General features: G+C 36.7%; 23 protein-coding genes and 1 pseudogene. 13 read left to right on the forward strand and 11 right to left on the reverse strand.

From position 1 onward, the window contains the following. Nucleotides 1-10: 10 nt before the first annotated feature. Both EV694_RS06240 and pckA read left to right on the forward strand, forming a co-directional pair. Entirely contained in the window at nt 11-1,267 is a 1,257-nt protein-coding gene (locus EV694_RS06240) for a heme biosynthesis HemY N-terminal domain-containing protein (RefSeq protein ID WP_132690862.1), read from the forward strand. A 293-nt stretch (nt 1,268-1,560) separates the two neighbouring features. Beyond that, entirely contained in the window at nt 1,561-3,171 is a 1,611-nt protein-coding gene (gene pckA, locus EV694_RS06245) for a phosphoenolpyruvate carboxykinase (ATP) (protein WP_132690602.1), read from the forward strand. 107 nt (nt 3,172-3,278) lie between these two features. Here pckA and EV694_RS06250 read toward each other — a convergent pair whose 3' ends face one another. Continuing rightward, nucleotides 3,279-3,647 carry a DUF5389 family protein gene (locus EV694_RS06250; RefSeq protein ID WP_243645982.1) on the reverse strand — a complete coding sequence of 123 codons (369 nt, stop codon included), beginning with the start codon at nt 3,645-3,647 and terminating at the stop codon, nt 3,279-3,281. Nucleotides 3,648-3,719: 72 nt separating this feature from the next. Here EV694_RS06250 and EV694_RS06255 point away from each other — a divergent pair, with 72 nt between their 5' ends. The 6 genes from EV694_RS06255 to EV694_RS06280 all read left to right on the forward strand — a co-directional run bounded on the left by EV694_RS06255 (nt 3,720) and on the right by EV694_RS06280 (nt 9,501). Then, nucleotides 3,720-4,580: a rhomboid family intramembrane serine protease gene (locus tag EV694_RS06255; protein WP_132690604.1), complete on the forward strand. Its 861-nt coding sequence runs from the start codon at nt 3,720-3,722 to the stop codon at nt 4,578-4,580. A gap of 48 nt (nt 4,581-4,628) precedes the next feature. Continuing rightward, a complete protein-coding gene (locus EV694_RS06260) occupies nt 4,629-5,393 on the forward strand; it encodes a DeoR/GlpR family transcriptional regulator (protein WP_132690606.1) in 765 nt (254 codons plus the stop codon). Nucleotides 5,394-5,400: 7 nt separating this feature from the next. After that, on the forward strand, nt 5,401-6,264 hold the full coding sequence (gene ubiA, locus EV694_RS06265; RefSeq protein ID WP_243645983.1) for a 4-hydroxybenzoate octaprenyltransferase: 864 nt from the start codon (nt 5,401-5,403) through the stop codon (nt 6,262-6,264). Between the two features lie 127 nt (nt 6,265-6,391). Beyond that, the gene (gene hslV, locus EV694_RS06270; RefSeq protein WP_132690610.1) at nt 6,392-6,922 is read left to right on the forward strand and encodes an ATP-dependent protease subunit HslV; all 531 of its coding nucleotides are present in this window, start codon (nt 6,392-6,394) and stop codon (nt 6,920-6,922) included. A gap of 47 nt (nt 6,923-6,969) precedes the next feature. Continuing rightward, nucleotides 6,970-8,304, forward strand: coding sequence for an HslU--HslV peptidase ATPase subunit (gene hslU / locus EV694_RS06275; protein ID WP_132690611.1), 1,335 nt, complete (start codon nt 6,970-6,972; stop codon nt 8,302-8,304). Nucleotides 8,305-8,529: 225 nt separating this feature from the next. Next, nucleotides 8,530-9,501 carry a carboxylesterase family protein gene (locus EV694_RS06280; protein ID WP_243645985.1) on the forward strand — a complete coding sequence of 324 codons (972 nt, stop codon included), beginning with the start codon at nt 8,530-8,532 and terminating at the stop codon, nt 9,499-9,501. Between the two features lie 118 nt (nt 9,502-9,619). Here the strand turns inward: EV694_RS06280 and recQ are convergent, their stop codons facing one another. From recQ to cyaY, 3 genes are read right to left on the reverse strand one after another with little or no spacing between them, the layout of a single operon-like run. Beyond that, the gene (gene recQ, locus EV694_RS06285; RefSeq protein WP_132690614.1) at nt 9,620-11,470 is read right to left on the reverse strand and encodes a DNA helicase RecQ; all 1,851 of its coding nucleotides are present in this window, start codon (nt 11,468-11,470) and stop codon (nt 9,620-9,622) included. After that, nucleotides 11,460-12,314: a phospholipase A gene (gene pldA, locus EV694_RS06290; RefSeq protein ID WP_132690616.1), complete on the reverse strand. Its 855-nt coding sequence runs from the start codon at nt 12,312-12,314 to the stop codon at nt 11,460-11,462. The genes recQ and pldA overlap by 11 nt, the downstream gene beginning before the upstream one ends. A 25-nt stretch (nt 12,315-12,339) precedes the next feature. Then, nucleotides 12,340-12,654, reverse strand: coding sequence for an iron donor protein CyaY (gene cyaY, locus EV694_RS06295; RefSeq protein WP_132690618.1), 315 nt, complete (start codon nt 12,652-12,654; stop codon nt 12,340-12,342). Nucleotides 12,655-13,020: 366 nt separating this feature from the next. On the opposite strand from cyaY, the gene EV694_RS06300 reads away from it, so the two are divergent. Together EV694_RS06300 and EV694_RS06305 are read left to right on the forward strand one after the other, a co-directional pair. Continuing rightward, nucleotides 13,021-15,171 carry a FepA family TonB-dependent siderophore receptor gene (locus EV694_RS06300; protein WP_132690620.1) on the forward strand — a complete coding sequence of 717 codons (2,151 nt, stop codon included), beginning with the start codon at nt 13,021-13,023 and terminating at the stop codon, nt 15,169-15,171. A gap of 90 nt (nt 15,172-15,261) precedes the next feature. Then, nucleotides 15,262-15,584: pseudogene (locus tag EV694_RS06305) on the forward strand (IS1595 family transposase); the annotation flags it as partial. A 76-nt stretch (nt 15,585-15,660) separates the two neighbouring features. On the opposite strand, the gene glpX reads toward EV694_RS06305, so the two are convergent. Then, on the reverse strand, nt 15,661-16,674 hold the full coding sequence (gene glpX / locus EV694_RS06310; RefSeq protein WP_132690622.1) for a class II fructose-bisphosphatase: 1,014 nt from the start codon (nt 16,672-16,674) through the stop codon (nt 15,661-15,663). A 174-nt stretch (nt 16,675-16,848) separates the two neighbouring features. Between glpX and zapB the strand changes: the two genes are divergently transcribed. Next, on the forward strand, nt 16,849-17,088 hold the full coding sequence (gene zapB / locus EV694_RS06315) for a cell division protein ZapB (RefSeq protein WP_132690624.1): 240 nt from the start codon (nt 16,849-16,851) through the stop codon (nt 17,086-17,088). A gap of 49 nt (nt 17,089-17,137) precedes the next feature. Here zapB and glpQ read toward each other — a convergent pair whose 3' ends face one another. From glpQ to EV694_RS06330, 3 genes are all read right to left on the reverse strand, one after another. After that, nucleotides 17,138-18,217: a glycerophosphodiester phosphodiesterase gene (gene glpQ, locus EV694_RS06320; protein WP_132690626.1), complete on the reverse strand. Its 1,080-nt coding sequence runs from the start codon at nt 18,215-18,217 to the stop codon at nt 17,138-17,140. A 77-nt stretch (nt 18,218-18,294) separates the two neighbouring features. Further along, the gene (glpT, locus tag EV694_RS06325; RefSeq protein ID WP_132690628.1) at nt 18,295-19,740 is read right to left on the reverse strand and encodes a glycerol-3-phosphate transporter; all 1,446 of its coding nucleotides are present in this window, start codon (nt 19,738-19,740) and stop codon (nt 18,295-18,297) included. A gap of 434 nt (nt 19,741-20,174) precedes the next feature. Further along, nucleotides 20,175-21,437: an MFS transporter gene (locus tag EV694_RS06330; RefSeq protein WP_132690630.1), complete on the reverse strand. Its 1,263-nt coding sequence runs from the start codon at nt 21,435-21,437 to the stop codon at nt 20,175-20,177. A gap of 125 nt (nt 21,438-21,562) precedes the next feature. On the opposite strand from EV694_RS06330, the gene EV694_RS10895 reads away from it, so the two are divergent. Together EV694_RS10895 and EV694_RS06335 are read left to right on the forward strand one after the other, a co-directional pair. Beyond that, entirely contained in the window at nt 21,563-21,700 is a 138-nt protein-coding gene (locus tag EV694_RS10895) for a hypothetical protein (RefSeq protein WP_165865504.1), read from the forward strand. Between the two features lie 66 nt (nt 21,701-21,766). After that, nucleotides 21,767-23,014, forward strand: a complete 1,248-nt coding sequence (locus tag EV694_RS06335; RefSeq protein ID WP_165865505.1) for a radical SAM/SPASM domain-containing protein — start codon at nt 21,767-21,769, stop codon at nt 23,012-23,014. Nucleotides 23,015-23,160: 146 nt separating this feature from the next. Here EV694_RS06335 and trpS read toward each other — a convergent pair whose 3' ends face one another. Genes trpS through rpe form a run of 3 tightly spaced genes read right to left on the reverse strand, consistent with a single transcriptional unit; the run spans nt 23,161 to nt 25,550 of the window. Further along, nucleotides 23,161-24,159 carry a tryptophan--tRNA ligase gene (gene trpS, locus EV694_RS06340; protein WP_132690634.1) on the reverse strand — a complete coding sequence of 333 codons (999 nt, stop codon included), beginning with the start codon at nt 24,157-24,159 and terminating at the stop codon, nt 23,161-23,163. A gap of 9 nt (nt 24,160-24,168) precedes the next feature. Then, nucleotides 24,169-24,849, reverse strand: a complete 681-nt coding sequence (locus EV694_RS06345; RefSeq protein WP_132690636.1) for a phosphoglycolate phosphatase — start codon at nt 24,847-24,849, stop codon at nt 24,169-24,171. Between the two features lie 17 nt (nt 24,850-24,866). Next, nucleotides 24,867-25,550, reverse strand: coding sequence for a ribulose-phosphate 3-epimerase (rpe, locus tag EV694_RS06350; RefSeq protein WP_132690638.1), 684 nt, complete (start codon nt 25,548-25,550; stop codon nt 24,867-24,869). Between the last annotated feature and the right edge of the window lie 26 nt (nt 25,551-25,576).

Raw genomic sequence — 25,576 nt, forward strand, 5'->3', positions numbered from 1 at the left:
AGGATAAGTGATGTTACGCGTTTTATTTTTAATGCTTATCTTATTGGCAGGATTGATCGCAGGGCCTTATTTAGCGGGCAAACAAGGTTATGTTTTAATCGAAACAGCAAGTTATACCATTGAAATGAGTATAACCACATTGGTGATTTTCTTTGTATTAAGTTTAGCCATTATCTATGCGTTAGAATGGATTATTACTCGATTTTGTCGATTAAGCTCAGGCACTTATAGCTGGTTCTCTCGACGTAAACGTCAAAAAGCCCAACGACAAACCCTAGAAGGTTTAATGCGTATGGACGAAGGAGATTATGCTAAAGCAGAAAAATTAATCGGTAAAAATGCTAAACATTCGGCTGAGCCTGTCTTAAATTTTGTGAAAGCAGCGGAAGCAGCCCAACAAAAAGGTGATGAATTTGCGGCAAATGGGTATTTAATAAAAGCAACAGAACTTGCAGGCTCTGATAATCTGATGGTTGAAATTGCACGTACGCGTATTATGCTAATGCAACATAAGCTAGCTGCTGCTCGTAGTGCGGTAGATAGCTTATTAGAGATGTCGCCTAAAAATACAGAAGTACTAAAACTAGCTGTAGATATTTATTTACAATCTTCGGCTTACCAAGCCTTAGACAATATTTTACCAAGATTAGAACGTTATAATTTATACACAGGGCAGGCTTTTGAGCATTTAGAGCATCAAGTGATTGATGGTTTACTTGATGAAAAGCTCAAAGAAGAAGGACAAGATGGGTTGCTCACATGGTGGGAACATCAATCACGTCAACGGCGTAATAATGCTTATGCCAAATTAGCTTTAATTACCCGTTTAATTGACTGTAATGATCATCAATCCGCTTATCAATTTAGCCTAGAGTTATTGAAAAAACTTAATGATGAAAGTGCTGAAATGCCGTTGTTATTACAACAAATTAGCCAACTACAACCAACAGAAAGCGGTAAATTGATTAAGTTATTAGAAAAACGACTTAAGCAAACCCACCATAATCAACGCATTTGTCAATATCAGCGTGCATTGGCATATCTTTATGTGCGAGCAGGACAACTTGAAAAATCCGCTAACGCATTTAAGGCTCTGCTAGAAAAAGAGGAATGTGTATTAAGCGATGATATTACTATGGCAACTTATGTTTTTGAGCAAGTCAAAGACCATGAATCAATTCAACGCTTAAACCACCAAAATTTAAAAGGGTTAATTACCACAGTGGATAAACCCGATGTGGATAAGAATATATTGACACAAAAATAATGTTTATTGCCCCATAGGAAAATATATGGGGCAATTTTTTGTTATCGTCGTTCCACTTTAAGATAATATGGTGTTGGTTGGCCTCACTGTACTGTTTGTACTTTGTTCAGCGTACTACTTTGTCTTGTTTTAATTTGAAACACCTATATTTTGATCTGAATCACAAATTTCTCTATTACCCCTTTATTTTCCTACCTAATTTTTTCATTTAGTGATCCACCTAACATTTTTTAGGTAGAAATTTTCATACAATAACAACAGTAAATTTAAATTTTCAACAAAAGAGGTAATCTATGACTGATGTAATTATTAACGAATTGGCAGATCTTGGTATCTATAATGTAAAACAAGTTGTTCGTAATCCAAGTTATGAATTGCTATTTGAAGAAGAAACAAAACCTGGCTTGGAAGGGTATGAAAAAGGTACGGTAACAAATCAGGGGGCGGTTGCGGTTGATACAGGTATTTTTACAGGTCGTTCGCCAAAGGATAAATATATTGTATTAGATAAAAAAACAGAAAATACAGTTTGGTGGACAAGTGATAAAGTAAAAAATGATAACAAGCCAATGAACCAAGAAACTTGGCAAAGTTTAAAATCCTTAGTCACCCAACAATTATCAGGTAAACGTTTATTTGTAGTGGACGCTTTTTGTGGAGCAAATAAAAATACCCGTTTAGCGGTACGTATTATTACAGAAGTTGCTTGGCAAGCTCATTTTGTTACCAATATGTTTATTCGTCCCTCAGCGGAAGAGTTAGAGAATTTTAAACCCGATTTTGTAGTAATGAATGGCTCTAAAGTCACCAATCCAAATTGGCAAGAACAAGGTTTAAATTCCGAAAACTTTGTTGCCTTTAACATTACGGAAGGTATCCAGTTGATTGGGGGAACATGGTATGGTGGTGAAATGAAAAAAGGTATGTTCTCAATGATGAACTACTTTTTACCATTACAAGGTATTGCATCAATGCATTGCTCTGCCAATGTTGGTGAGAAAGGTGATGTCGCAATTTTCTTTGGTTTATCTGGCACAGGTAAAACAACGCTTTCTACCGATCCGAAACGTCAATTAATTGGTGATGATGAACATGGTTGGGACGATGAAGGCGTATTCAACTACGAAGGGGGTTGTTATGCCAAAACCATTAATTTATCGCCAGAAAATGAACCTGATATTTATGGGGCGATTAAGCGTGATGCCCTATTAGAAAATGTGGTGGTATTACCAAATGGTGATGTTGATTATGCGGATGGTTCAAAAACAGAAAATACCCGCGTATCCTATCCAATCTATCATATTAAAAACATTGTTAAACCTGTTTCTAAAGCTGGGCCAGCTCAGAAAGTGATTTTCCTCACTGCTGATGCCTTTGGGGTATTACCGCCAGTGGCAAAATTAACGCCAGAGCAAACAAAATATTATTTCCTTTCTGGCTTTACCGCAAAATTAGCGGGTACAGAACGAGGCATTACAGAGCCAACCCCAACTTTCTCAGCTTGTTTTGGTGCGGCGTTCTTAACCTTACATCCGACTCAATATGCTGAAGTGTTAGTAAAACAAATGCAAGCCTCTGGTGCGGAAGCCTATTTAGTGAATACGGGTTGGAATGGTACAGGTAAACGTATTTCTATTAAGGATACTCGTGCAATTATTGATGCCATTTTAGATGGTTCTATTGAGCAGGCAGAAATGGGAAATTTACCTATTTTTGATTTAGCGATTCCAAATGCTTTGCCAAATGTTGATTCTGCTATTTTAGATCCAAGAAATACTTATCCTGATCCAGCAGAGTGGCAAACTAAAGCAGAAGATCTTGCGCAACGTTTTGTGAAAAACTTTGAAAAATATACAGGAAATGAGGAAGGTAAAGCGCTTGTTAGTGCGGGGCCGAAACTTTAATTGATACTTCTTAGTTATTTAAAAATAATAGGGAATATGTATTATTAATTTTATAGCGAGGGACAGAGTTATAATTGAATATGCGGAGAATTTTCTCCGCATTTTATTTAGCTGTTAATAACAAAACCAACAACCACAATATAAATTACCGCTAAATAAAAGCCTAATCCTAATAGGATTAATACATTTTTCGCCAATTGTGGACGATGTTGTCTGAGTTTAAATAATAGCCTTGCAGTGATGGCTAAAATAAAAGGATAGCTCCATAAAAATATTGACATTCCATCAACTTGCCCGGGGGATAATAAGGGATTTTTACTGAGATTGGGGGAAATTAATAGAGCAAGTGGCCATAATAAAATGGGCAAGCAATAAATAGCCAATCCCCAAGTAAAGGGTTGAAAACCTTGTGGTATCTGATCTTTTTCCATATTGTCTTTGTATCCTGATTGAGCGGTATGAATGAGGTATGGCATTATAGCAATAAATCGTCGATAATTCTGCGTATTAAAACGGCTATATTGTGTTAAATCTGAGAAGAGAAGGATATGAAATTATTATTACAAAGTGAGATTGGGGCATTAGCCTTGCATTTTCGTGATTATATTCGTAATAAATATGGTATTGAACTCATATTGGAACAAACAGAACAAGGGGATCGCCTTTATATTGAGGAAGATAATCCTTATTTTGCGGATATTTTGCAAGAACGTGAGCAGTTTTTGCAAAACCCTTTTGATTCTCGTTATGAACAAGCCAGTTGGCAGGCGGGGGATATTGGGTTTAATGTTTCTCAGAAAAAGGGCGGTCTGTTTTTGGTAAATTTTTTGTGGCAATATTGTCCCCCTTTTACGTTGTTGATCAGTTTAGTGTGTATTGGGCTTTATCTGTTGTCGTTCTTTATTGGCGATGAGCCGATTTTTTTGGCTATGCATTATCCGGCTTATTCTGGTGAGGAATGGCAACTATGGCGTTATATTTCTCATTCGTTGGTACATCTTTCCTTGCCTCATTTATTACTCAATTTAACCTTTTGGATTTATCTTGGGCATATCATAGAAAAAAATTTAGGTTGGTGGCGATTATGTGTCCTATATTTGAGTTTTGCCCTGTTTTCTGGTATTGCCCAAAATTGGGCGAATGGTCCCGCATTCTTTGGCTTATCGGGGGTAGTTTATGGTTTGATGGGGTATGCTTTGGTGCTTGATCGTTTTGCTAAACAATCTTGGTTTATCTTGCCTTCGGGATTTACATTAATGATTATTGTTGGGCTTATCAGTGGTTTCGTTGCGCCTTGGTTAGGGATCAATGTGGGCAATGCGGCACATATTAGTGGCTTGATTTGTGGGCTTATCGCTGGGGGAATAACCTTATTTTATCAACGTTTAAAAGCTACCTCTATGGAGTAATTTAAGATAGAATGAGACGAAATATCAATAAGGCTTGGGAAGTAAAGAATGAAACAGTCTATTCGCCATAAAAAAATTATTGAACAAGTAAAACTCAATGGCTATGCAAGCACAGAACAATTAGTGGCGATGTTAAAGGTTAGCCCACAAACCATTCGTCGAGATTTAAATGAATTGGCTGAACAAGATTTAATTCGCCGTCATCATGGCGGGGCAGCCTCGCCGTCTAGCTCAGAAAATAGTGATTACACCGATCGTAAAGATTTTTTCTCCCTTGAGAAGAATCTAATTGCTCAACAGGTTGCCTTAATGATTCCTGAGGGGGCATCATTATTTATTGATATTGGTACAACCCCTGAGGCAGTGGCTAATGCTTTGTTAAATCATAAGAAATTGCGTATTGTTACAAATAATCTCAATGCTGCACATTTGCTTAGACAAAATGAAACCTTTGATATTACTGTGGCTGGGGGTTCATTACGCCGAGATGGGGGCGTTATGGGCGAGGCGACGGTGGCTTTTATGTCGCAATTCCGCTTAGATTTTGGGATTTTGGGGATCAGTAGTATTGATCATGATGGCTCATTATTGGATTATGATTATCATGAAGTACAAGTAAAACGTGCGATCATTGAGAATGCTCGCACCACGTTTTTGGTGGCGGATCATTCTAAATTTACCCGACGAGCCATTGTAAGATTAGGCTCTGTGGCGGATGTGGATTATATTTTTACGGATAGCACACCGCCTCAAAGCGTTATAGACTTAATGGCAAATCATCAAGTTCAACTTAAACTTTGCCAAGCGAAATAAGATTGTTATGGCTTTTACTCGAGATAAATTATTGGCTTATGCACAACTAATGCGACTTGATCGCCCTATTGGCTCATTACTTTTATTATGGCCAACCTTATGGGCATTATTTCTTGCTAACAAAGCGCTACCGACGCTTTCTACGCTCATTATTTTCATCTTGGGGGTTTTTGTGATGCGAGCGGCGGGTTGTGTGATCAATGATTATGCTGATCGGCATATTGATGGCAAAGTCAAACGCACTTCACAACGCCCTCTTGCTACGGGACGAGCCAGCGCTAAAGAAGCGAAAGGATTATTCTTTCTGCTTATTTTTATTGCCTTTCTATTGGTGCTATTTCTTAATCCTTATACCATTGCGTTATCTTTTGTGGCGGCACTGTTAGCCATCATTTACCCCTTTATGAAACGCTACACACATTTACCTCAATTTTTTCTCGGTGCGGCATTTGGTTGGTCTATTCCGATGGCTTATGGGGCAACCATTGAGCATTTACCCTTAGAATGTTGGTTATTGTTTATTGCTAATATGGCTTGGACGGTCGCTTATGATACCCAATATGCCATGGTGGATCGTGATGATGATTTACGCATTGGGGTAAAATCTACCGCCATTTTATTTGCTCAATATGACAATAAAATTATTGCATTATTGCAATTCATCAGTTTATTACTGTTAATCAGTATTGGTATTCTTGCCAAGTTACATTTTAGTTATTTCATTGGTTTAGGCATTGCAGCTTGTTGCTTTGTTTATCAATGTAAAATGACCAAATCTCGTGCCAGAGAGGCTTGTTTTAAGGCTTTCTTAAATAACAATTATTTTGGAATGTTGACCTTTATTGCCATTTTATTCGGTATTTTTTATTAATCTTGCATTGAAATTTCTATTTCTGAAACCATATATTCCCTTATAGCCATTTGCGTATAAACGCAGTAATGATTTTGATAAACATCATCTGTTTATCAAAAATGATATAACAAATAAAGGAAAAAGTATGACAACAATCGTGAGTGTACGCCGTAACGGCAAAGTGGTTGTAGGTGGCGATGGGCAAGTTTCCCTAGGAAATACCGTGATGAAAGGTAATGCTCGCAAAGTAAGACGACTTTATAACAATAAAGTGCTAGCAGGATTTGCTGGTGGGACAGCGGATGCCTTTACCTTATTTGAACTGTTTGAGCGTAAATTGGAAATGCACCAAGGGCATTTATTAAAAAGTGCGGTGGAATTAGCCAAAGAATGGCGTACCGATCGAGCTTTACGCCGTTTAGAAGCCATGTTAATCGTTGCTGATGCGGAAGAATCATTGATTATCACAGGTAATGGTGATGTAGTACAACCTGAAAAAGATCAAATCTTAGCCATTGGTTCTGGTGGCAATTATGCCTTATCTGCGGCACGTGCCTTAGTGGAAAATACCCAATTATCCGCACGAGATATTGTGGAAAAATCACTAAAAATTGCAGGGGATATTTGTGTTTACACCAATACCCACTTCACTATTGAAGAATTACCTAATGATTAATCCTGATTGGATAAGTTAACAAGTTTAGCAAATAAAAGGAAAAAACAATGTCCGAAATGACCCCTAGAGAGATAGTTTCAGAATTAGATCAACATATTATCGGTCAAGCTGATGCCAAACGTGCTGTGGCGATTGCCTTAAGAAATCGTTGGCGTAGATTGCAATTACCTGATGCCTTACGCCATGAAGTTACCCCAAAAAATATCCTAATGATCGGGCCTACTGGGGTAGGTAAAACAGAAATTGCACGCCGTCTAGCCAAATTAGCCAATGCCCCTTTTATTAAAGTAGAAGCAACCAAATTTACCGAAGTGGGCTATGTAGGTAAAGAAGTGGATTCCATTATCCGCGATCTTACCGACAGTGCAATGAAATTAGTGCGTCAAACGGAAATTGAGAAAAACCGTTTTCGTGCGGAAGAAGCGGCGGAAGAACGCATTTTAGATGCTTTGTTACCACCAGCCAAAAATCAATGGGGACAAGCAGAAGATACGGATAATCATAGCCATACTCGCCAAATTTTCCGCAAAAAATTGCGTGAAGGGCAATTAGATGACAAAGAAATTGATATAGAAGTCGCCGCAACCCCTTCCATGGGTGTTGAAATTATGGCACCCCCTGGTATGGAAGAAATGACGAATCAATTACAGTCTATGTTCCAGAATTTATCCAGTGGGCATACCAAAAAACGTAAAATGAAAATCAAAGATGCCTTAAAAGCATTGATTGATGATGAAGCAGCAAAATTGCTTAACCCTGAAGAATTAAAGGATAAAGCCATTGAAGCGGTTGAACAATATGGTATTGTTTTTATTGATGAAATTGACAAAATCTGTCGCCGAGGGGAGCATTCTGGTGCGGATGTTTCTCGTGAAGGGGTGCAACGAGATCTACTGCCTTTAGTGGAAGGATCAACGGTCAATACCAAACATGGAATGGTAAAAACTGATCATATTTTATTTATTTGTTCAGGGGCATTCCAAGTGGCTCGACCATCAGATTTAATCCCCGAATTACAAGGACGATTACCTATTCGCGTGGAATTATCCGCATTAACCGTTGGGGATTTTGAGCGTATCCTTACTGAACCTAATGCCTCTTTAACCGAACAATATATTGCGTTAATGGCAACCGAGGGCGTTAATATTGAGTTTAGCAAAGATGCTATTACGAAAATTGCCGAAGCCGCTTTCCATGTAAACGAAAAAACCGAGAATATCGGTGCGCGCCGTTTGCATACCGTAATGGAGCGTTTAATGGATAAAATTTCCTTTAATGCTAGCGATATGAATGGCGAAAAAGTCCTTATTGATGCCAATTATGTAAGCGAAGCGCTCGGCACTATTGTTGAGAATGAGGATTTAAGTCGTTTTATTTTATAATTTCTTATGGCGGCGATAATGTTTATCGCATAAAAAATTATTGAGAAATTGACCGCACTTATTGGATAAGTGCGGTTAGTTTTTTTAAAGTTTTGCACTATCCTTATTAAGACTTATACAAAAATTTACCCTCAAGCGAGATTAGTTAAAGCATAAAAGGTTATACTTTGGACAAATATAACCTTTAACCACAATGAAACTTATTTCTTATAGAAGGAAAGTATGATGAAAAAAACACTTATTTTTGCTTTAATTGCCATGTTAATGGGCGGGCAAGTATTGGCAGATACGCCGACTACGGATAATCAAAATCCCGCTTGGTCAAAACAATATGGTGGTGCTGATAAAAGTTATGATCAGCAGTTATTAACCTTGCGTGAGCAAATTGCCCCACGTTTTCAGCAATTAAGTTTTAAAGATGAAAAAACAGGGCGTACTATGGAATATAACCTTTATATTCCGAAAAACTACGATCCTAACCAACAATATCCTTTGGTGATGTTTATGGCGGACGCAAGCACTGTGGGGAAAGGCGTTAAAGCACCTTTAATGCAAGGTTATGGAGGGATTATTTGGGCAACCGATGAAGTGCAAGATAAACAACCGACCTTTGTGCTTGTTCCTGCTTATTCTGGGCCGCAGGCGGCGGTAAATGATAATTGGCAAACCTCTGATGAGGTAGCAACAACCTTAGATTTATTAGAAAATGTGGTTTCTCGTTACAATATTGACCGTAATCGTTTATATACCACAGGGCAATCTATGGGCGGTATGATGTCGTTCTATTTTAATGCCACTCACCCTGATTTATTTGCGGCTTCATTGTTTGTGGGAAGCCAATGGGACGTGAATGTCTTAACACCTTTGGCAAAAGAAAAATTCTTCTATATTGTGTCCGCAGGTGATTCGAAAGCCTCAAAGGGGATGGCGGAATTAGGGCAATTATTTCATCAGCTCGGGGTAAAATATGGCGAAATTGAATTTTCTGCTAAGTTACCAGAGGTGGAACAAAATGCCAAAGTAGAGCAATTAATTGCCGAGGGCTATCCGATTAATTTTGTGCAATTTACCGTAGGGAGTGTATTGCCAGAAAATATTGAGGTAAATAGTAAAGCTGGTGATCATATGTATTCTTTTGATTATGCTTATTTATTGCCAGCGGTAAGGGATTGGTTACTTGCTCAGAAGAAAAATTAATTTTACTGTTATCGCCACCTCAATGGTGGCGTTACCTCCCCCAAATCTGCCCATGAATACGATGGATTTCCGCTTGATAGCCACCAGTTTGTCGTTTAAAGTTTCACATAAACTCACATTATGCCGATTTATATTCCTGAATAATCGGAATAAACTGGCGAGCAAAGCGTTCTAATTTTCTTAGTCCAACGCCATTAATTTGTAGCATTTCTGCATCATTGGTAGGATAGAATTTTGCCATTTCTTGTAAGGTGGCATCACTAAATACCACAAATGGTGGGATATTTTCGCGATCGGCAATTTGTTTGCGTAAAAAACGTAAACGGGCAAATAAATCTTTATTGTAGTTGTTAATGGTAGGTTTATTGGTTAATGCTGGGGTAATTTTAGCGGAAATACGTGGTACAGCTAATTCTAACGCCACGTCGCCACGCAAAACTGCTCGTGCATTACCTGCAAGTTGTAACACAGAATAGTGAGCGATATTTTGTTGTACTAAGCCTAAATGGATTAATTGGCGGATAACTGAAACCCAATATTCTTGCGAATATTCTTTACCAATTCCAAATACACTTAGTTGATCATGTCCAAAGCCTTTCAATTTTTGGTTTTGTAATCCTCGCAATACCGCAATAACATGGTGAATCCCAAAACGTTGCTCAAGACGGTAAATGGTAGAAAGGACTTTTTGTGCGTCAATTAGCCCATCATATTTTTTCGGTGGATCAAGGCAAATATCACAATTTTGACAAGGCGTTTGCCGATTTTCGCCAAAATAATTTAATAACACTAAACGGCGACAAGTTTGTGATTCGGCAAAGTCGCCCATAGCTTGTAATTTATGTTGCTCAATTTGACGTTGTTCTGTTTCGGGCTTTTCTAATAATACTTTTTGTAACCAAGCATAATCGGCAGGATCATAGAATAATACCGCTTCGGCAGGGAGGTTATCACGCCCTGCTCGCCCTGTTTCTTGGTAATAGGATTCAATGCTACGAGGGAGATCAAAATGTGCCACAAAACGCACATTAGATTTATTGATCCCCATACCAAAGGCGATAGTTGCCACAATAACCTGTACATTATCACGTTGAAAAGCCCGCTGTACTTGCTCTCTTACCTGATTTTCCATACCAGCATGATAACCTGCTACGGCGATGCCTCGTTGACGTAGAATTTCTGTTAATTTCTCTACTTTTTTACGGCTATTACAATAAATAATGCCACTTTTGCCCTTTTGTTGTTGGACAAAACGGCAAATTTGTTCCATAGGCTTATATTTGTTGACAAGGGTATAGCGTATATTGGGACGATCAAAACTGCCAATATATAAATGAGGTTGTTGAAATTTTAATAACTGTAAAATATCCTGTCGGGTGGTTTTATCCGCTGTTGCGGTCAATGCCATAATGGGAATATGGGGAAAACAGCCTTTGAGTCCACCAAGTTGGCTATATTCTGGACGAAAATCATGCCCCCATTGGGAAATACAATGGGCTTCATCAATGGCGACAAAGCTCACTTGGCATTGTGAAATAAAATGGAAAAAACTTTGCGTCATCACCTTTTCAGGGGAAAGATAAAGCAATTTTAGTTGACCTGAAATGGCTTTATTTTGCACCTGTTGTTGCTGTTCAAAGGTTTGACTTGAATTCAGGTAATCCGCTTCAATACCATTTGCCAAAAGCTGATCCACTTGGTCTTTCATTAAGGAAATCAATGGTGAAATGACGAGCGTTAATCCCGAAAAACATAAGGCTGGGATTTGATAACAAAGGGATTTTCCATTGCCTGTCGCCATAATGATTAGGCTATCTTGCCCCGCTAATGTTGCTTCAATAACCTCTTGTTGCCCTTGGCGAAAGGATTGATAACCGAATACCTGTTGTAACACTTGAAGTGCGGTGTCTTTTGCAAAAATTTTTGGATTTTGCACCGCACTTTGCGCTGTTTCTTGATTAGAAGACATTGTTTAATGAAATACCAATCCCAATACGTTGAATATTGCGATTATAATCAATTAACGATTCACCATAACCGCCGTAATATTGCGTATAAAAACGGATATATTTGGTAATAGGATAACTATACGCCACTTCTAATCCGCCTTTATTATAGCGAGGGTTATAATGCCCCGTAAATTTGATCTGATGTTTGTGATATTGATAACCCACAGACAAATCAAAGTAACCACGATAATGCGTAATATCAGGATTATCATCGTCTTCAGATTTTTCAGGAATACGCCACCAAGGTTTTATTTCCACAATCCAGTTTCCCTTTGAGGCAGAAGCACGAGCATATAAGCGATTCCAACTGCGAGATTTTAATTGTTCATCGCTCTTACCATTGGATTGATGATTAAATCCTGTTTCCACATCATTTAATGTCCAACCAAAAGGCAAGGTATAATTGGTTGCCCAAGCGAGAAAAAGTTGCGGTTCATAATTGGTTTCACGAAATGGCGAGGAATTTGCTGTATTACTTAACTGGAACCAAGAACGTTGCGTATAAGAGCCTGCCAATACCGAATTTTCACCCAAAATATGCCGCCAAATAGGTAAGGCTAAACTAATTTGAAATTTCACTTCATCATGTTTCATATCCTTTTGATCATAGAAATTTCCATTGGAAAAGGTTTCCATTAAATAATTTTGATCATAGGCGGTTAATCCAATCATATTATCTGAACGAGGCAACAATAATAATTCTGTTTTACTTTTATAAGGTTGCCAGCCATTGTCCGCACTATTGGCAAACAATAAGGAGGGGCTGAGTAATACGAGTAAAAATAAGGCTAATGTTTTTCGCATAAAAGATCCTATTGACTATCGTCATTTAAGCGGCGATAAATTTGACAGTTTCACCATGGGCGGCACAGGCTTGTTCCAAACAATGCCAAAAGGTTTCGCCATCACTATTAATCCATTGTTGATTTTGATAAGCAAAATGTAAACCACCTAAGCGGCTAGCTAACCAAAGTTCTAACATAGGTTCTTGTTTATTAATGATAATTTGGCTGCGATCCGCAAAGGTAATGGAAAATACCGCCCCTTGTGTATCACAATCCACATCACAATCTTGAGCCTCTAATTGTTGCTCAATCTCCGCCCATACTTTTTCAATATTGTTATGATATTCTGCTAAATTCATTTTCTTTCCTCATCGTCATTACCAAAAATTGGCAAAGATTATAGTGATTTTTTGCTAACTATGCAGTAAAAATTCATCAATAGCCTAGAATTTTAATTTTCAAAAAAAGAAAAAATTTTTTCAAAACGTACCGCACTTTTTCATCAACACAAGTTTTCATAAAAACACAAAATAATGAAAAATAAATAGAATTTATTACTAAAAAAGTAAATCAATATATTAATTGCATTTGTTAATGTATTGACTAAAAACAAAAATACTTCAAATGATAATAATTCTTGAAAAAGTATTGAGAATAACTCTTATTAGTGATAATGTTATTTCAATTTTTTATAAGAATCACCCAAAACTTAAGGAAATGACTATATGAAATTGACAAAAAGTAAGTTGTCCGTTGCCATTTTGCTGGCGACAACGCCCTTTGCTTATGGCGAAGAAAGCACACAATTAGAAGAAATTACCGTTACCGCTGAACAACAGCTAAAACAATCTCTGGGAGTAAGCCAATTACCAGCCAAAGAAATTGAAAAAGTGGCGGTGGTTAATGATGTTTCGGATTTAGTGCGTAAAATGCCGGGTGTGAACTTAACCAGTAACTCAGCTAATGGTGAGAGAGGAAACGCTCGTCAAATTGATATACGTGGTATGGGACCTGAAAATACCTTAATCTTAGTTGATGGTCGCCCAATTACTTCACGTAACTCTGTGCGTTATAGCTGGCGTGGGCAACGTGATACTCGAGGGGATTCAAATTGGGTACCTGTAGAAGATGTTGAATCTATCGAAGTTTTAAGAGGCCCTGCGGCAGCCCGTTATGGATCTGGCTCTATGGGTGGTGTAGTCAATATCATAACTAAGAAAGCAACTGATGAATTTAAAGGTTCAATTACTTATTACACTAACCAACCTGAGGATAGTAAAGAGGGTGCGACCAATCGTGTGGGCTTCAATCTTTCTGGACCTCTAGCTCAAGACAAACTCTATTTCCGTTTATATGGTAATTGGAATAAAACTCAGGCTGATGCGTTAGATATTAATGGCAGCGACAGTACGATTATCGCAGGACGAGAAGGGGTAAGAAACAAAGATATTGCAGGGCAATTAAGTTGGAAAATTGATCCTCGCCAACGGGTAGATTTAGATATCAGTTACAGTCGTCAGGGGAATATTTTTGCGGGCGACTCACAAAACAGCAATATGTCTGTTTCTGATGCAGAAAAACTCTATAAATCCGAAACCAATCGTATGTATCGCCAAAGCTATGCGGTTACCCATAATGGTGATTGGGATTGGGGAACAACCAAATTTGTCGCACAATTTGATCGCACCACCAATAGCCGTTTAAAAGAGGCATTGGCTGGTGGACCTGAGGGGCGTATTAATTCTGATGAATATTTAGATAGTGTCTTAAAAACCTCACGTTTAGCCTTTGAAACCAGTATTCCTTTTCATTTAGCCGTACCTAATGTTGTGACACTCGGCGCTGAATTTAGCCACGATAGTTTAGATGATCCAGCCTCTATAGCGGGACAATCCTTAGCTTCGGGGGCTAATTTCACTCGTTATACAGGGGTTAGTCGAGGCAAACAATCACAAGATAATTTTTCTGCCTTTATTGAAGATAATATCTTAATAAGCGATCAATTTAATCTCATTCCGGCTTTACGTTTTGACCATAATAGCCGTTCAGGTAGTAAAATCAGTCCTGCGTTAAATGCGTTCTACTATATTACCGATAATCTTACCCTGAAAGGAGGGATTGCTCAGGCATATAAAGCACCAAATCTCTATCAAAGCACCGAGGGTTATTTACTCTACACACGTGGTAACGGCTGTCCATTACAGTCATCAGGTTCTATTACATCTTGTTATTTAATGGGAAATGCCAATCTCAAACCTGAAACCAGCTGGAATAAAGAAATCGGTTTAGAATATAGCTATGCTGACTGGAAAGCCTCTTTAGCTTATTTCCACAATGATTATCGTAATAAAATTGCAGCAGGAACAACCATTTTAGAAACCGTTAATGGACACAATTTATTACAATGGGAAAATATCCCTAAAGCGGTAGTCTCAGGGCTTGAAGGGAACTTAACCATTCCATTGATTAGTGATGTATTAACTTGGACAAATAACTTTACCTATATGATTGAGAGTAAAGATAAATCGACAGGTAACCCACTATCCATTATTCCAAAATATACCATTAATACTTTCTTAGATTGGCAAATTAATGAAAAATGGGATACTCAGCTTAATGCCACTTTCTACGGTCGCCAAAAACCTCGTCAGTATGCTGAAAATAATACTGAAAGTAGAAATGGCTTATCCACAAGAGTGGTGGGATCTTATACTTTGGTGGGTTGGAATACGGGCTATCAATTTAATAAAAACCTCAGTGTTCGTGTAGGAATTTCAAACCTATTCAATAAGAAACTTTATCGTGCAAACGATGGAGCAAGTACTTATAACGAACCAGGACGTGCTTATTATGGAAGGGTAACGGTTTCGTTCTAATATTAGATGAAGGGATAGGTAACTAGCCTTATTATTTTAAGGGATTGACTAGATAACTGACAAATTTCCTACTTAGGATACAATAGTCCAATGAGAAAAAGTCGTCTAAGTCCGTATAAACAATACAAACTTATTGAACTTTTTATGGCAGGCATTACGGCACGAACAGCCGCTGAACTCGTGAATGTTAATAAAAATGCAGCAGTCTTTTATTTTCATCGCTTACGCTTATTCATTTATCAGTGGCGCTTGTAGGGCAAACTAAGATGTAGCACAGCAAGTAAAGTCGCTGTATTCGGGCTTTTGAATAATAATAGTATAAAGTTTATACCGTTGTTGTCCCTAATACAAAATCAGCGATATTACTGCCGATTATTCGAGAAAAAGTAAAACTTGATAGTATTGTTTACACCTATCTAAAATTTACCGCACTTTGGAGTACAAAAAAGCATAATCCCCTCCCAAGTGCGGTCTATTTTCAGAAAATTTTTACACATTAATCAAACGATATAATGCTCCATCTTTACGATCAAGATAATGGGTAGATTGAATACGGCGGATTGTGCGAGAACGTCCACGAATCACTAAGGTTTCCGTACTGGCTAAATTGCCTTTACGTTGAATACCTTTTAGTAAATCTCCATTAGTAATCCCTGTTGCCGCAAAAACGAGGTTATCATCACGCACCAACTGTTCCAATTTCAACACCTGATTAACCTCTACTCCCGCTTGCTGACAACGAGCAATCTCTTGCTGAGCAATTTGCTGATTTTCATGGGTATCACCTTTAACCTGATTGCGAGGTATCAGCCTTGCTTGCATTTCACCACCTAAAGCACGCACAGCCGCTGCAGCTACAATCCCCTCAGGAGCTCCACCAATACCATATAATAAATCCACATTCCCCTCTGGCAAACAACATAATACCGAACCCGCAATATCGCCATCAGGAATTGCAAAAACCCTTACCCCTAAAGCGTGCATTTGAGCGATCACTTGCTCATGACGGGGTTTAGCCAGCACCATTACATTCAACTGAGAAAGCAATTTCCCCATTTTTGAGGCAACACGACGCAAGTTTTGCTCTAAGCTCAGATTTAAATCAATCATGCCCTTGGCTTGCGGACCAACCACCAGTTTTTCCATATACATATCAGGGACAGATAAAAAAGTTTCTTTTCCCCCTGCGGCTAACACTGATAACGCATTCGCTTGCCCCATTGCTGTCATTCTTGTGCCATCAATAGGATCTACCGCAATCGCTACTTCTTCGCCCTTTCCCGTTCCCAAGGTTTCACCAATATAAAGCATCGGCGCTTGATCAATTTCTCCCTCGCCAATAACCACAGTTCCCTGCATATCAATAAGATTTAACATTAAACGCATCGCACTCACCGCAGCATTATCCGCTGCATTTTTATCACCTCTCCCTAGCCAAGCAAAACTGGCAAGGGCAGCGGCTTCAGTAACACGTGAAAATTCAATGGCTAATGCTCTATTCATAGTTTTATCCTTATCTTCAATGATTAATTTGTCGGCTATTTTAACATTTGGCAAACGTTTGCGTCATCCTGATAATCAGGAAAAGTAAAATTTTTATTTTATTCTTTAATTCCATTGCCAAAGTGCGGTAGAATAAGTCATTAATTTTTCAAAGTATTAACAAAGGATATCGCAATGTCATTAGAAATTTTAGATCAACTTGAAGAAAAAATTAAACAAGCTGTTGAAACCATCCAATTACTTCAATTAGAACTTGAAGAAAAAAATGAAAAAATTCAAGCGTTAGAACAAGAGAAAAATGAAACGCAACAAACAAATGACAACTTACGTCGTGAAAACGAAAGCCTGAAAAATGAACATTCAAATTGGCAAGAGCGTTTGCGTTCATTATTGGGTAAAATTGATAACGTTTAATATAATTAAAAAACCTCGTTCCACTACGAGGTTTTATTTTTCTTAATAATTAATTATTCTTACCTAAAAACTTCACCGCCGTATCAGGGAAGTCCGTAAATACGCCTGTTGCACCAGCTTGGTTTAATAGAGCGTCATACATCTGATCTACATTAGCAAAAAATGTAGGTAAAGCATCTTGGCGAACCGTATAAGGGTGTAACTCAAGTTCTGTAGTGGCAATATCAGCAACCATTGGTGTATAGATAATATGATTTGGCTGTGAAGTTTTATCATTAATTAACATATACCAAGCAGGGCCGACACCATCAGCATATTTTGCAATTTCTTTCATTGCACCTTGGTTAAACATCCAATTATAATCATAATTAATCCACTGTCCTTGAGCATTTTTTTCTTGCGTTTCTTGCCAATCATTATAAGCCACTAATTGTACGAGTTTAATATCCATAGCAAGTTGTGGTAAAAGCGCTGTTTTAATTCGTTTTAATTCATTAAAATCAAAGGTTTGTAAATAAACAGGTGCATTTTTATCAGTATAACCATATTTTTTTAGCACTTTTAAGGTTGCTAATGCAATATCTTTGCCTTCTTGATGATGTAACCAAGGTGCTTTAATTTCTGGGTAAATCCCGATTTTTTTACCAGTCGATTTTTCTAGGCCTTGAATAAACTCCAACTCTTCTTCAAAAGTATGAATACGGAAATGGGATTGCCACATTGGAAAACGATTTGGATAAACTTGAACTTGTTTGCCATTTTTGATAGCAAAATTTTCTGTCATTTCTAGAGACTTAATTTCTGCTAAGGTAAAATCCATTACATAATAACGCCCATCTTGGCGATGACGTTTAGGAAATTTTTTTGCCACATCGGTAAGCCCATCTAAAAAATGATCGTGAATGACAATAAGATGATTATCTTTTGTCATAACAAGATCTTGTTCTAAGTAATCCGCCTGTTGCCCAAAAGCTAATGCTTTTGCTTCAAGGGTATGCTCAGGTAAGTAACCACTCGCACCACGATGTGCGATCACTAGTTTTTCTTGATTATTCATAGTATTCATTTGATGAGTACAAGCTGTTAGTGTTGTAAGTGCGGTCAATATTGCCAATGTTTTTAATTTCATTAGTTTCTCCGTAATTTAAGGTTTATACAGTAAAAAAGGAAGAATATTGTTATTCTTCCTTTTGATTGTTTGGTTAATTATTTACCATAATGATCTTCAAGTTTGGCTTTATGTTTACCTTCTGCAATCATAACGATTAACATCAGTAAGACGGCGATTACTCCACCACCAATCATTACATAGAAACCGCCGTCCCAGCCGTAATGCTCGGCAGCCCAACCCACAACTGCAGAGGCAGAAACTGTACCACCAAGATAACCAAATAAGCCTGTGAAACCTGCTGATGTACCTGCCGCTTTTTTCGGTGCAAGTTCAAGAGCGTGTAAACCAATCAACATTACAGGACCATAGATTAAGAAACCGATTGTAGTCATTAAAATGAAGTCTGTTAATTGATATGGATTTTCATACCAAGCATGGCCTGCATATTGAGCAATTTCATTATCAGGTGTTGCTGGATTTAGCCATAGTGCTGCAACCGCAATCGTAGTTAAGATCATAAATACAAAACCTGTTACCCCACGTTTGCCTTTGAAAATTTTATCTGACACCCAACCACATAATAAGGTACCCGGAATTGCGGCTAATTCATAAATGGTGTAAGCCCAAGCTGTACCTTTAATATTAAAATGTTTGACTTCGCTTAAATAAACTGGCGACCATTTTAATACACCATAGCGGATTAAATAGACGAAGACGTTTGCAATGGCGATATACCATAATAATTTGTTTTTTAAGACATAAGTGACAAAAATTTCTTTTGCGGTAAGCTCTTGCTCTGATTTTTTCTCATCATAATTTTCTGGATAATCATTGCGCCATTTTTCAATCGCTGGTAAACCACAAGATTGTGGCGTATCTTTCATTAAGAAGTAGATAGGTACAGCGGCAATCATTGCGGCAATGCCCGGATAATATAAGGCTTGTTGCCAAATATCTTTTGCGGTCGCTTCAACACCATGAGTAGAGTAATAAATTGCTCCAGCTAATAACACCATCATACCCGGTACCATACCCCCCACATTATGAGCACAGTTCCAGATAGAGACGATTGAACCACGTTCTGATTTAGACCACCAATGCACCATTGTGCGTCCACAAGGTGGCCACCCCATACCTTGGAACCAACCATTTAAGAAGATTAAGGTGAACATCACTAAAATACCTGATGTTGCCCAAGGCATTAAGCCCATTAAAGTCATACATAAACCTGACAATAATAGACCAAATGGTAAGAAGACTTTCGGATTCGAACGGTCAGAAAGAGAAGCCATAAAGAATTTTGATAAACCGTAAGCTAAACCTGCTCCAGTACCAATAATCCCCAATTCGGCTTTGTTATACATTCCTGAGGCAATTAAACCGGGCTGAGCTAAATCAAAGTTAGCACGAACGAAATAATAAGCTGCATAACCAAAAAAGATGCCAGCAAACACTTGCCAACGCAAGCGTTTATAGGTGGAATCTATTTTATCAGCAGGTAGCTGCGCAATATGCGGAGCTGGTTTGAATGGACCAAACATAAATATCTCCAATAAAATGTAGTTTATAAAACGTAAAATAAGGTAATTTTGCGAGAGCAAGATAGCATAAAAATAAAATGGAAGGGAAAGTTTGTTGATTAAATGTGACAAGAATCACAATATAGTTATGTTATTTGAGCGAAAAATAACAAAAAAGACCATTATCTTAGAATAAATGGTCTTTTTTGCTGATTTTTTTGGTTACTTTGTTTAATTATGAGCGTTAGCTTAAATTAGCCCTATACTTATATAGGGCATTAACATGCTTTGTATAGTCGTATTGGGTTAGTAATTCAATAGGCTACAACAATAAAAGAAAATGGATTGAAGTAGGTTATCCTTAAATATCACACTGTATTCGTAGTATCATAACTACTAATCTACTTCTATTCCACAAAATTTATTATAATAACTAATTTACCTTATCTATTTTATTATTTAAGAAACTGTGTATAATCCTCATCCTCTAAATCAATAAACCTAATCACGGATTGATTAAAAACAAATACACAAGAAGCGAGTAAAGTCATAATACAATTAAAAGATAAAATAATAAAAATATGGCTATTATCTAAAATAAAACCTGTGAATAAATTTGCTATAGGTACGCTGATATTACCAAAAAATGACATATTGGCGAGTACTCTAGTTCTTATTTTATCAGGTAATGCCGTTAATAATCTTGTATCTACTGTAACATTTATCCAATTTCTTGCCATACCAATAAGCAATAATGAAATACTAAAAATGATTAAATAATTAAATAAGCCTAATAGTATAAAAGCAACACAAAAAAGGTAGGAAGAAAAAAAGACAAAACGGCTTTTTAACTGAAAAATACTAGCGACTTTATGATAAATTAAACTACCAAAAACAACACCTATTGCCATAAATGACATTGCGATACCATAAGAAAAAGCGTTTAACTCAAACTTGATCTTAATAAGATAAATAATAATTAATTGCATCGGTCCAAAGGCGAGTCCAACAATTAAACTATACACAAAAAGACTGCTTAATATCTTACTTTTTAATGTATATTGAATACCTTGATAGAGATCTCCAATAAGCCAATTTATCTTATTTTTTCTGTGTCCTTCTTTTTCAAAAAGAATATTAATACGATGAATTAATATTAATGCAATAATTTGTAATAACATTAATAATAAAAACGCATAGAGTAAGCCAAATTGATAAAATAATACTCCACCAATTACCCCAGATAATATACTGACTAGCGCATTTATTCGCATAATCATATTATTTGCCAATAAAAGATGTGATTTATTCACAATATTGGCAATAAATCCCATACTACCAACCCTTACAATACCACCACCTAAAGAAAATAAAAGATAAAAGACGATGAAAAAAGAAAGGCTAAGTTGATCTAAAAGCTGAGGTAATAAAATAATAAAACAAGAAAAAAATTGAATCATTAAGCCCATTTCTATAATCTTTTTCCGATCAAATTTATCACCTAATGGGGCAAGAAGAAAATTTGTTAAAATTGCAACAATAACAGAAGGAATCATCACATAGCTTACATAAATCGCTTTGTGATAAAAATCAATAATCCACCAAGTTATTGCAATAGAAACTGCCATATTGCCTATAGTGGTTATCACAAAAGCCAATCTATATCGCCAGAAATTTATCCCTAATATTTTAAAACTAAAAGCTCTATCTTTTGACATAGATCAAATTCCTTACGTCAAGAAAACTATGTTATATAAATAACCATACTACTAATATGGTTATTTGGCAAATACTATTTTAATAGTATTTATTCTCTATTAAACCTGAGTTATAGGAGGATACTATGATATTCTTATCAAATGTAACCAAATCAATAACATCTCCTCATCATCATTTCGGAGTACATTGCTGTTTAAATGGACATTTGGTAGATAGCCATGATGATATAGGGGGAGACGGATTCGGCGGTTTTGATTGGTAAAATATATAAGCATAGTAGTCAAGTGATTCTTGGCTACTATTACTACTTCAATAAATGGGGATAGAAATGAATAATACCTATGTCAAAAGACTTGATACTCCTCACCGGCTTCATTTAGAAACTACGAAATATTGTAATATGAGATGTGAACACTGTTATGTCTCATCAGATAATAGTTTCTCTCATCCTTCTATTGATATAATAAAGAATATAATAAAAATATCTAAAAAATATAATATTAAGAGAATAACTTTAACAGGAGGAGAATTTCTAACAAGACCTGACTCTAGAGAAATATTAAAATATATTTTTGATGTTGGATTTACCAATATTTACTTTATATCTAACGGATTAGCAATATCAAAAGATATTCTAAACTGGATCGCAAAAATAAAAACTAAACACTTTTTCAGAAATTTGATATTAAATTTCTATAAGAAAGATTATAAACCAATAACTTTTGGAATAGGTATCAGTCTAGATGGATTTATTTCTCATGGAAAAATTAGGAAAAATAATCAAGGAAAACCAATAAAGTACTATTCCATATTAAGAAAGCTAGAACTAATAGGAAAATATGGAATTTTCACAACGGTAAATACCGTAGTATCTAATAGAGAAACTGCATATGAGCTTTATAATATGTATAGAAAATTTTTATCGATGAATATTGATAGATGGCAAATAGACCAGTTATTTATAAGTGGAAGAAGTATTAATAATAAAAATATTAGAAACTATGATTCATGGATAGAAATTGCAAAATGGAATTACCAAAGAATTATAAAACATTATATACAGAATTACTCTTGGACCAAAAAGCTAGATCTTAATATAGTACAATTATTTAGAAAGGGAATATTAACAAAAGGGATTATGGTTGCGAATAATAACTATCACCCTTGTGGTTATCAATTTGGCAGTATTATATCTGAAAATGATGGAGATATTCGCTTTTGCCCATCTCTGAGGTATGATGGCGATAAAATATTTAATATTAACGATAAGCCCTTATCGTCAAGCTCGTTCATGGAAAATAGTAATTTCAATAAATTTTCCCAATTAAAAATTGACGACTTGCCATGTAAAAATTGTAAATATAAGTTTATTTCTCATGGAGGGTGTAGAGCAAATAGCCAATCATATTATGGAAAAATATATACTATAGATCCTATATGCTGTGAGCTCTCACCTTTTTTTGAAAAAGAAATATTACCATTACTTCCTAAAGAAATAAAGGATCAGTATACAAAAGCACTATATAATCCCAAGTACACTGATAAACTAGAAGTTATAAAATTAAATAAATTATAAATATATAGTCAATTAAAATAAAAATGAAAAAAGACCATTATCTTAGAATAAATGGTCTTTTTTGCTGATTTTTTGGGTTACTTTGTTTAATTATGAGCGTTAACCTAAATTAAAGGGTATAAAAAGCCCTATACTTATACAGGCCATTAACTAACAAAACCAATAGCTTGGTAAACTTTTTCTAAGGTTTGTTTCGCTCGTTCTCTGGCTTTTTTTGCTCCCTCGGCAGCAATTTGGTTTAATAGTGCTTCATTATTACGATAGTGCCAGAATTTTTCTTGAAGTGCGGTCAACATTTCGGAAACTTTTTCTGCCACTTCGGTTTTTAAATGTCCATACATTTTTCCCGTAAATTCCGCTTCAATCTCAGCGATAGGCTGACCTGTGATACCATGCAAAATATCAATAAGATTAGAAACGCCCGGTTTATTTTGACGATCATAACGGATAACAGGGGGCTCATCAGAATCAGTTACGGCACGTTTAATTTTTTTCGCCACAGATTTTGGATCTTCTAATAAGGTAATCACATTATTGCGGTTATCATCAGACTTAGACATTTTTTTGTCAGGATCTTGTAATGCCATAACTTTTGCCCCTGATTTTGCAATAAACACTTCGGGAATGGCAAACATATCGCCATAAAGACTATTAAAGCGTTCCGCAATATCACGAGTAATTTCTAAATGCTGTTTTTGATCTTCTCCTACTGGCACTTGATTTGCTTGGTATAACAAAATGTCCGCTGCCATTAAAACTGGATAAGTGAATAATCCCACATTAATATTATTGGCATGGCGTGCTGATTTATCTTTAAATTGCGTCATACGGCTCATTTCACCAAAATACGTATAGCAATTCAGCACCCAAGCAAGTTGTGTATGTTCTGGTACATGAGATTGGATAAAAATCGTACTTTTATTCGGATCAATGCCACAAGCAAGATATAAAGCAAGTACATCTAGGCTCGCTTTATGCAATGCCGCAGGATCTTGGCGTACCGTAATGGCGTGTAAATCCACAATGCAATACATACAATCATAATCATCTTGCATAGCTACAAACTGACGTAACGCTCCCATATAGTTACCAATGGTGAGTTCGCCTGAAGGTTGCACTCCGCTAAATACAATAGGTTTGCTCATTTTCTTTCCTTAGTCATTAATAATTGAGAGAAGTTGTGCAAAGTCATCAATTACCCAATCAGGATGTGACTCTGCAATAGGAATATTATAGTTATAGCCATAGGTTAATCCCACCACAGGGCAACCAGCACTATGGGCGGCTAAAATATCATTTTTAGAATCACCCACAAAGAGAATTTGTTTCGGATATAAACCAAATTTACCGCATAAATAATAAAGTGGCGCAGGGTGCGGTTTAATCGCTGGTAATGATTGTCCGCCTAATAACTCACTAAACAAATGATCAATACCAAATGCGGCTAATACTGGTTTAACGTGCTTAGTGGGTTTATTCGTTACCACAGCTAATAGATAACCTTGCTGATGTAATTGCTCTAAGGTTTCTTTCACATGGGGATAAAGCCGACTAACATTACACAAATTCTCACCATAATAAAACCCAAAGCGTTGCTTGAAGTGCTGAATTTGCTCAGGGGTTAATGTTCTACCTGATTGCTCCGAAGCCCAAGCTAACGCTCTTGCACTCAATACATCAGCACCATTACCAATCCAAGTTAATACCAAGTCTTCTTCAGCTGTAGGTAAATCTAACTCAGCTAACGCAGAATTTACTGATAATGCCAAGTCAGGCAAGCTATTAACTAATGTACCATCTAAATCAAAACCAATTAATTTAAATTGTTTCTTCATTTTCTCATTCCTTAACACTAAATAATCTCGCCTTCAACCTTGGCTAACTCTCTACGCATTTGATCAATAACGGCTTGATAATCAGGCTGATCAAAAATCGCAGAACCTGCAACAAACATATCTGCCCCTGCTCGAGCAATTTCTGCAATATTATTAATTTTTACCCCACCATCCACTTCTAAACGAATATCAAAACCACTACGCTCAATGCGTTGGCGTGCCTCGCGTAATTTATCTAAGGTCGCTGGAATAAAAGATTGCCCACCAAAGCCCGGATTGACTGACATCAACAAAATCACATCAACCTTATCCATCACATAATCCAAATAACTTAATGGAGTAGCAGGATTAAACACCAATCCCGCCTTACAACCACAATCACGAATTAACTGTAAAGAACGATCAATATGCTCCGTCGCTTCTGGATGAAAAGTAATATAATTTGCCCCAGCTTTGGCAAAATCAGGAATAATTCTATCCACAGGTTTTACCATTAAATGCACATCAATAGGCGCTGTAATACCATAATCACGCAACGCATGACAAACCGCTGGACCAAAGGTTAAATTAGGCACATAATGATTATCCATAACATCAAAATGGATTACATCTGCACCGCACTTTAATACCCGCTCAACATCTTCGCCAAGACGAGCAAGATCTGCGGATAAAATTGAGGGAGCAATAAGATATTCTTTCATAGCCAATTCCTTTAGATTAATAAGCC

The sequence above is a fragment of the Volucribacter psittacicida genome (genome assembly GCF_004339025.1).
GTDB lineage: Bacteria > Pseudomonadota > Gammaproteobacteria > Enterobacterales > Pasteurellaceae > Volucribacter > Volucribacter psittacicida.

Coding starts and splice junctions, on each gene's coding strand:
- EV694_RS06240 (WP_132690862.1), top strand. CDS start 11: ATGTTACGCGTTTTATTTTTAATGCTTATCTTATTGGCAGGATTGATC.
- pckA (WP_132690602.1), top strand. CDS start 1,561: ATGACTGATGTAATTATTAACGAATTGGCAGATCTTGGTATCTATAAT.
- EV694_RS06250 (WP_243645982.1), bottom strand. CDS start 3,647: ATGCCATACCTCATTCATACCGCTCAATCAGGATACAAAGACAATATG.
- EV694_RS06255 (WP_132690604.1), top strand. CDS start 3,720: ATGAAATTATTATTACAAAGTGAGATTGGGGCATTAGCCTTGCATTTT.
- EV694_RS06260 (WP_132690606.1), top strand. CDS start 4,629: ATGAAACAGTCTATTCGCCATAAAAAAATTATTGAACAAGTAAAACTC.
- ubiA (WP_243645983.1), top strand. CDS start 5,401: ATGGCTTTTACTCGAGATAAATTATTGGCTTATGCACAACTAATGCGA.
- hslV (WP_132690610.1), top strand. CDS start 6,392: ATGACAACAATCGTGAGTGTACGCCGTAACGGCAAAGTGGTTGTAGGT.
- hslU (WP_132690611.1), top strand. CDS start 6,970: ATGTCCGAAATGACCCCTAGAGAGATAGTTTCAGAATTAGATCAACAT.
- EV694_RS06280 (WP_243645985.1), top strand. CDS start 8,530: ATGAAAAAAACACTTATTTTTGCTTTAATTGCCATGTTAATGGGCGGG.
- recQ (WP_132690614.1), bottom strand. CDS start 11,470: ATGTCTTCTAATCAAGAAACAGCGCAAAGTGCGGTGCAAAATCCAAAA.
- pldA (WP_132690616.1), bottom strand. CDS start 12,314: ATGCGAAAAACATTAGCCTTATTTTTACTCGTATTACTCAGCCCCTCC.
- cyaY (WP_132690618.1), bottom strand. CDS start 12,654: ATGAATTTAGCAGAATATCATAACAATATTGAAAAAGTATGGGCGGAG.
- EV694_RS06300 (WP_132690620.1), top strand. CDS start 13,021: ATGAAATTGACAAAAAGTAAGTTGTCCGTTGCCATTTTGCTGGCGACA.
- glpX (WP_132690622.1), bottom strand. CDS start 16,674: ATGAATAGAGCATTAGCCATTGAATTTTCACGTGTTACTGAAGCCGCT.
- zapB (WP_132690624.1), top strand. CDS start 16,849: ATGTCATTAGAAATTTTAGATCAACTTGAAGAAAAAATTAAACAAGCT.
- glpQ (WP_132690626.1), bottom strand. CDS start 18,217: ATGAAATTAAAAACATTGGCAATATTGACCGCACTTACAACACTAACA.
- glpT (WP_132690628.1), bottom strand. CDS start 19,740: ATGTTTGGTCCATTCAAACCAGCTCCGCATATTGCGCAGCTACCTGCT.
- EV694_RS06330 (WP_132690630.1), bottom strand. CDS start 21,437: ATGTCAAAAGATAGAGCTTTTAGTTTTAAAATATTAGGGATAAATTTC.
- EV694_RS10895 (WP_165865504.1), top strand. CDS start 21,563: ATGATATTCTTATCAAATGTAACCAAATCAATAACATCTCCTCATCAT.
- EV694_RS06335 (WP_165865505.1), top strand. CDS start 21,767: ATGAATAATACCTATGTCAAAAGACTTGATACTCCTCACCGGCTTCAT.
- trpS (WP_132690634.1), bottom strand. CDS start 24,159: ATGAGCAAACCTATTGTATTTAGCGGAGTGCAACCTTCAGGCGAACTC.
- EV694_RS06345 (WP_132690636.1), bottom strand. CDS start 24,849: ATGAAGAAACAATTTAAATTAATTGGTTTTGATTTAGATGGTACATTA.
- rpe (WP_132690638.1), bottom strand. CDS start 25,550: ATGAAAGAATATCTTATTGCTCCCTCAATTTTATCCGCAGATCTTGCT.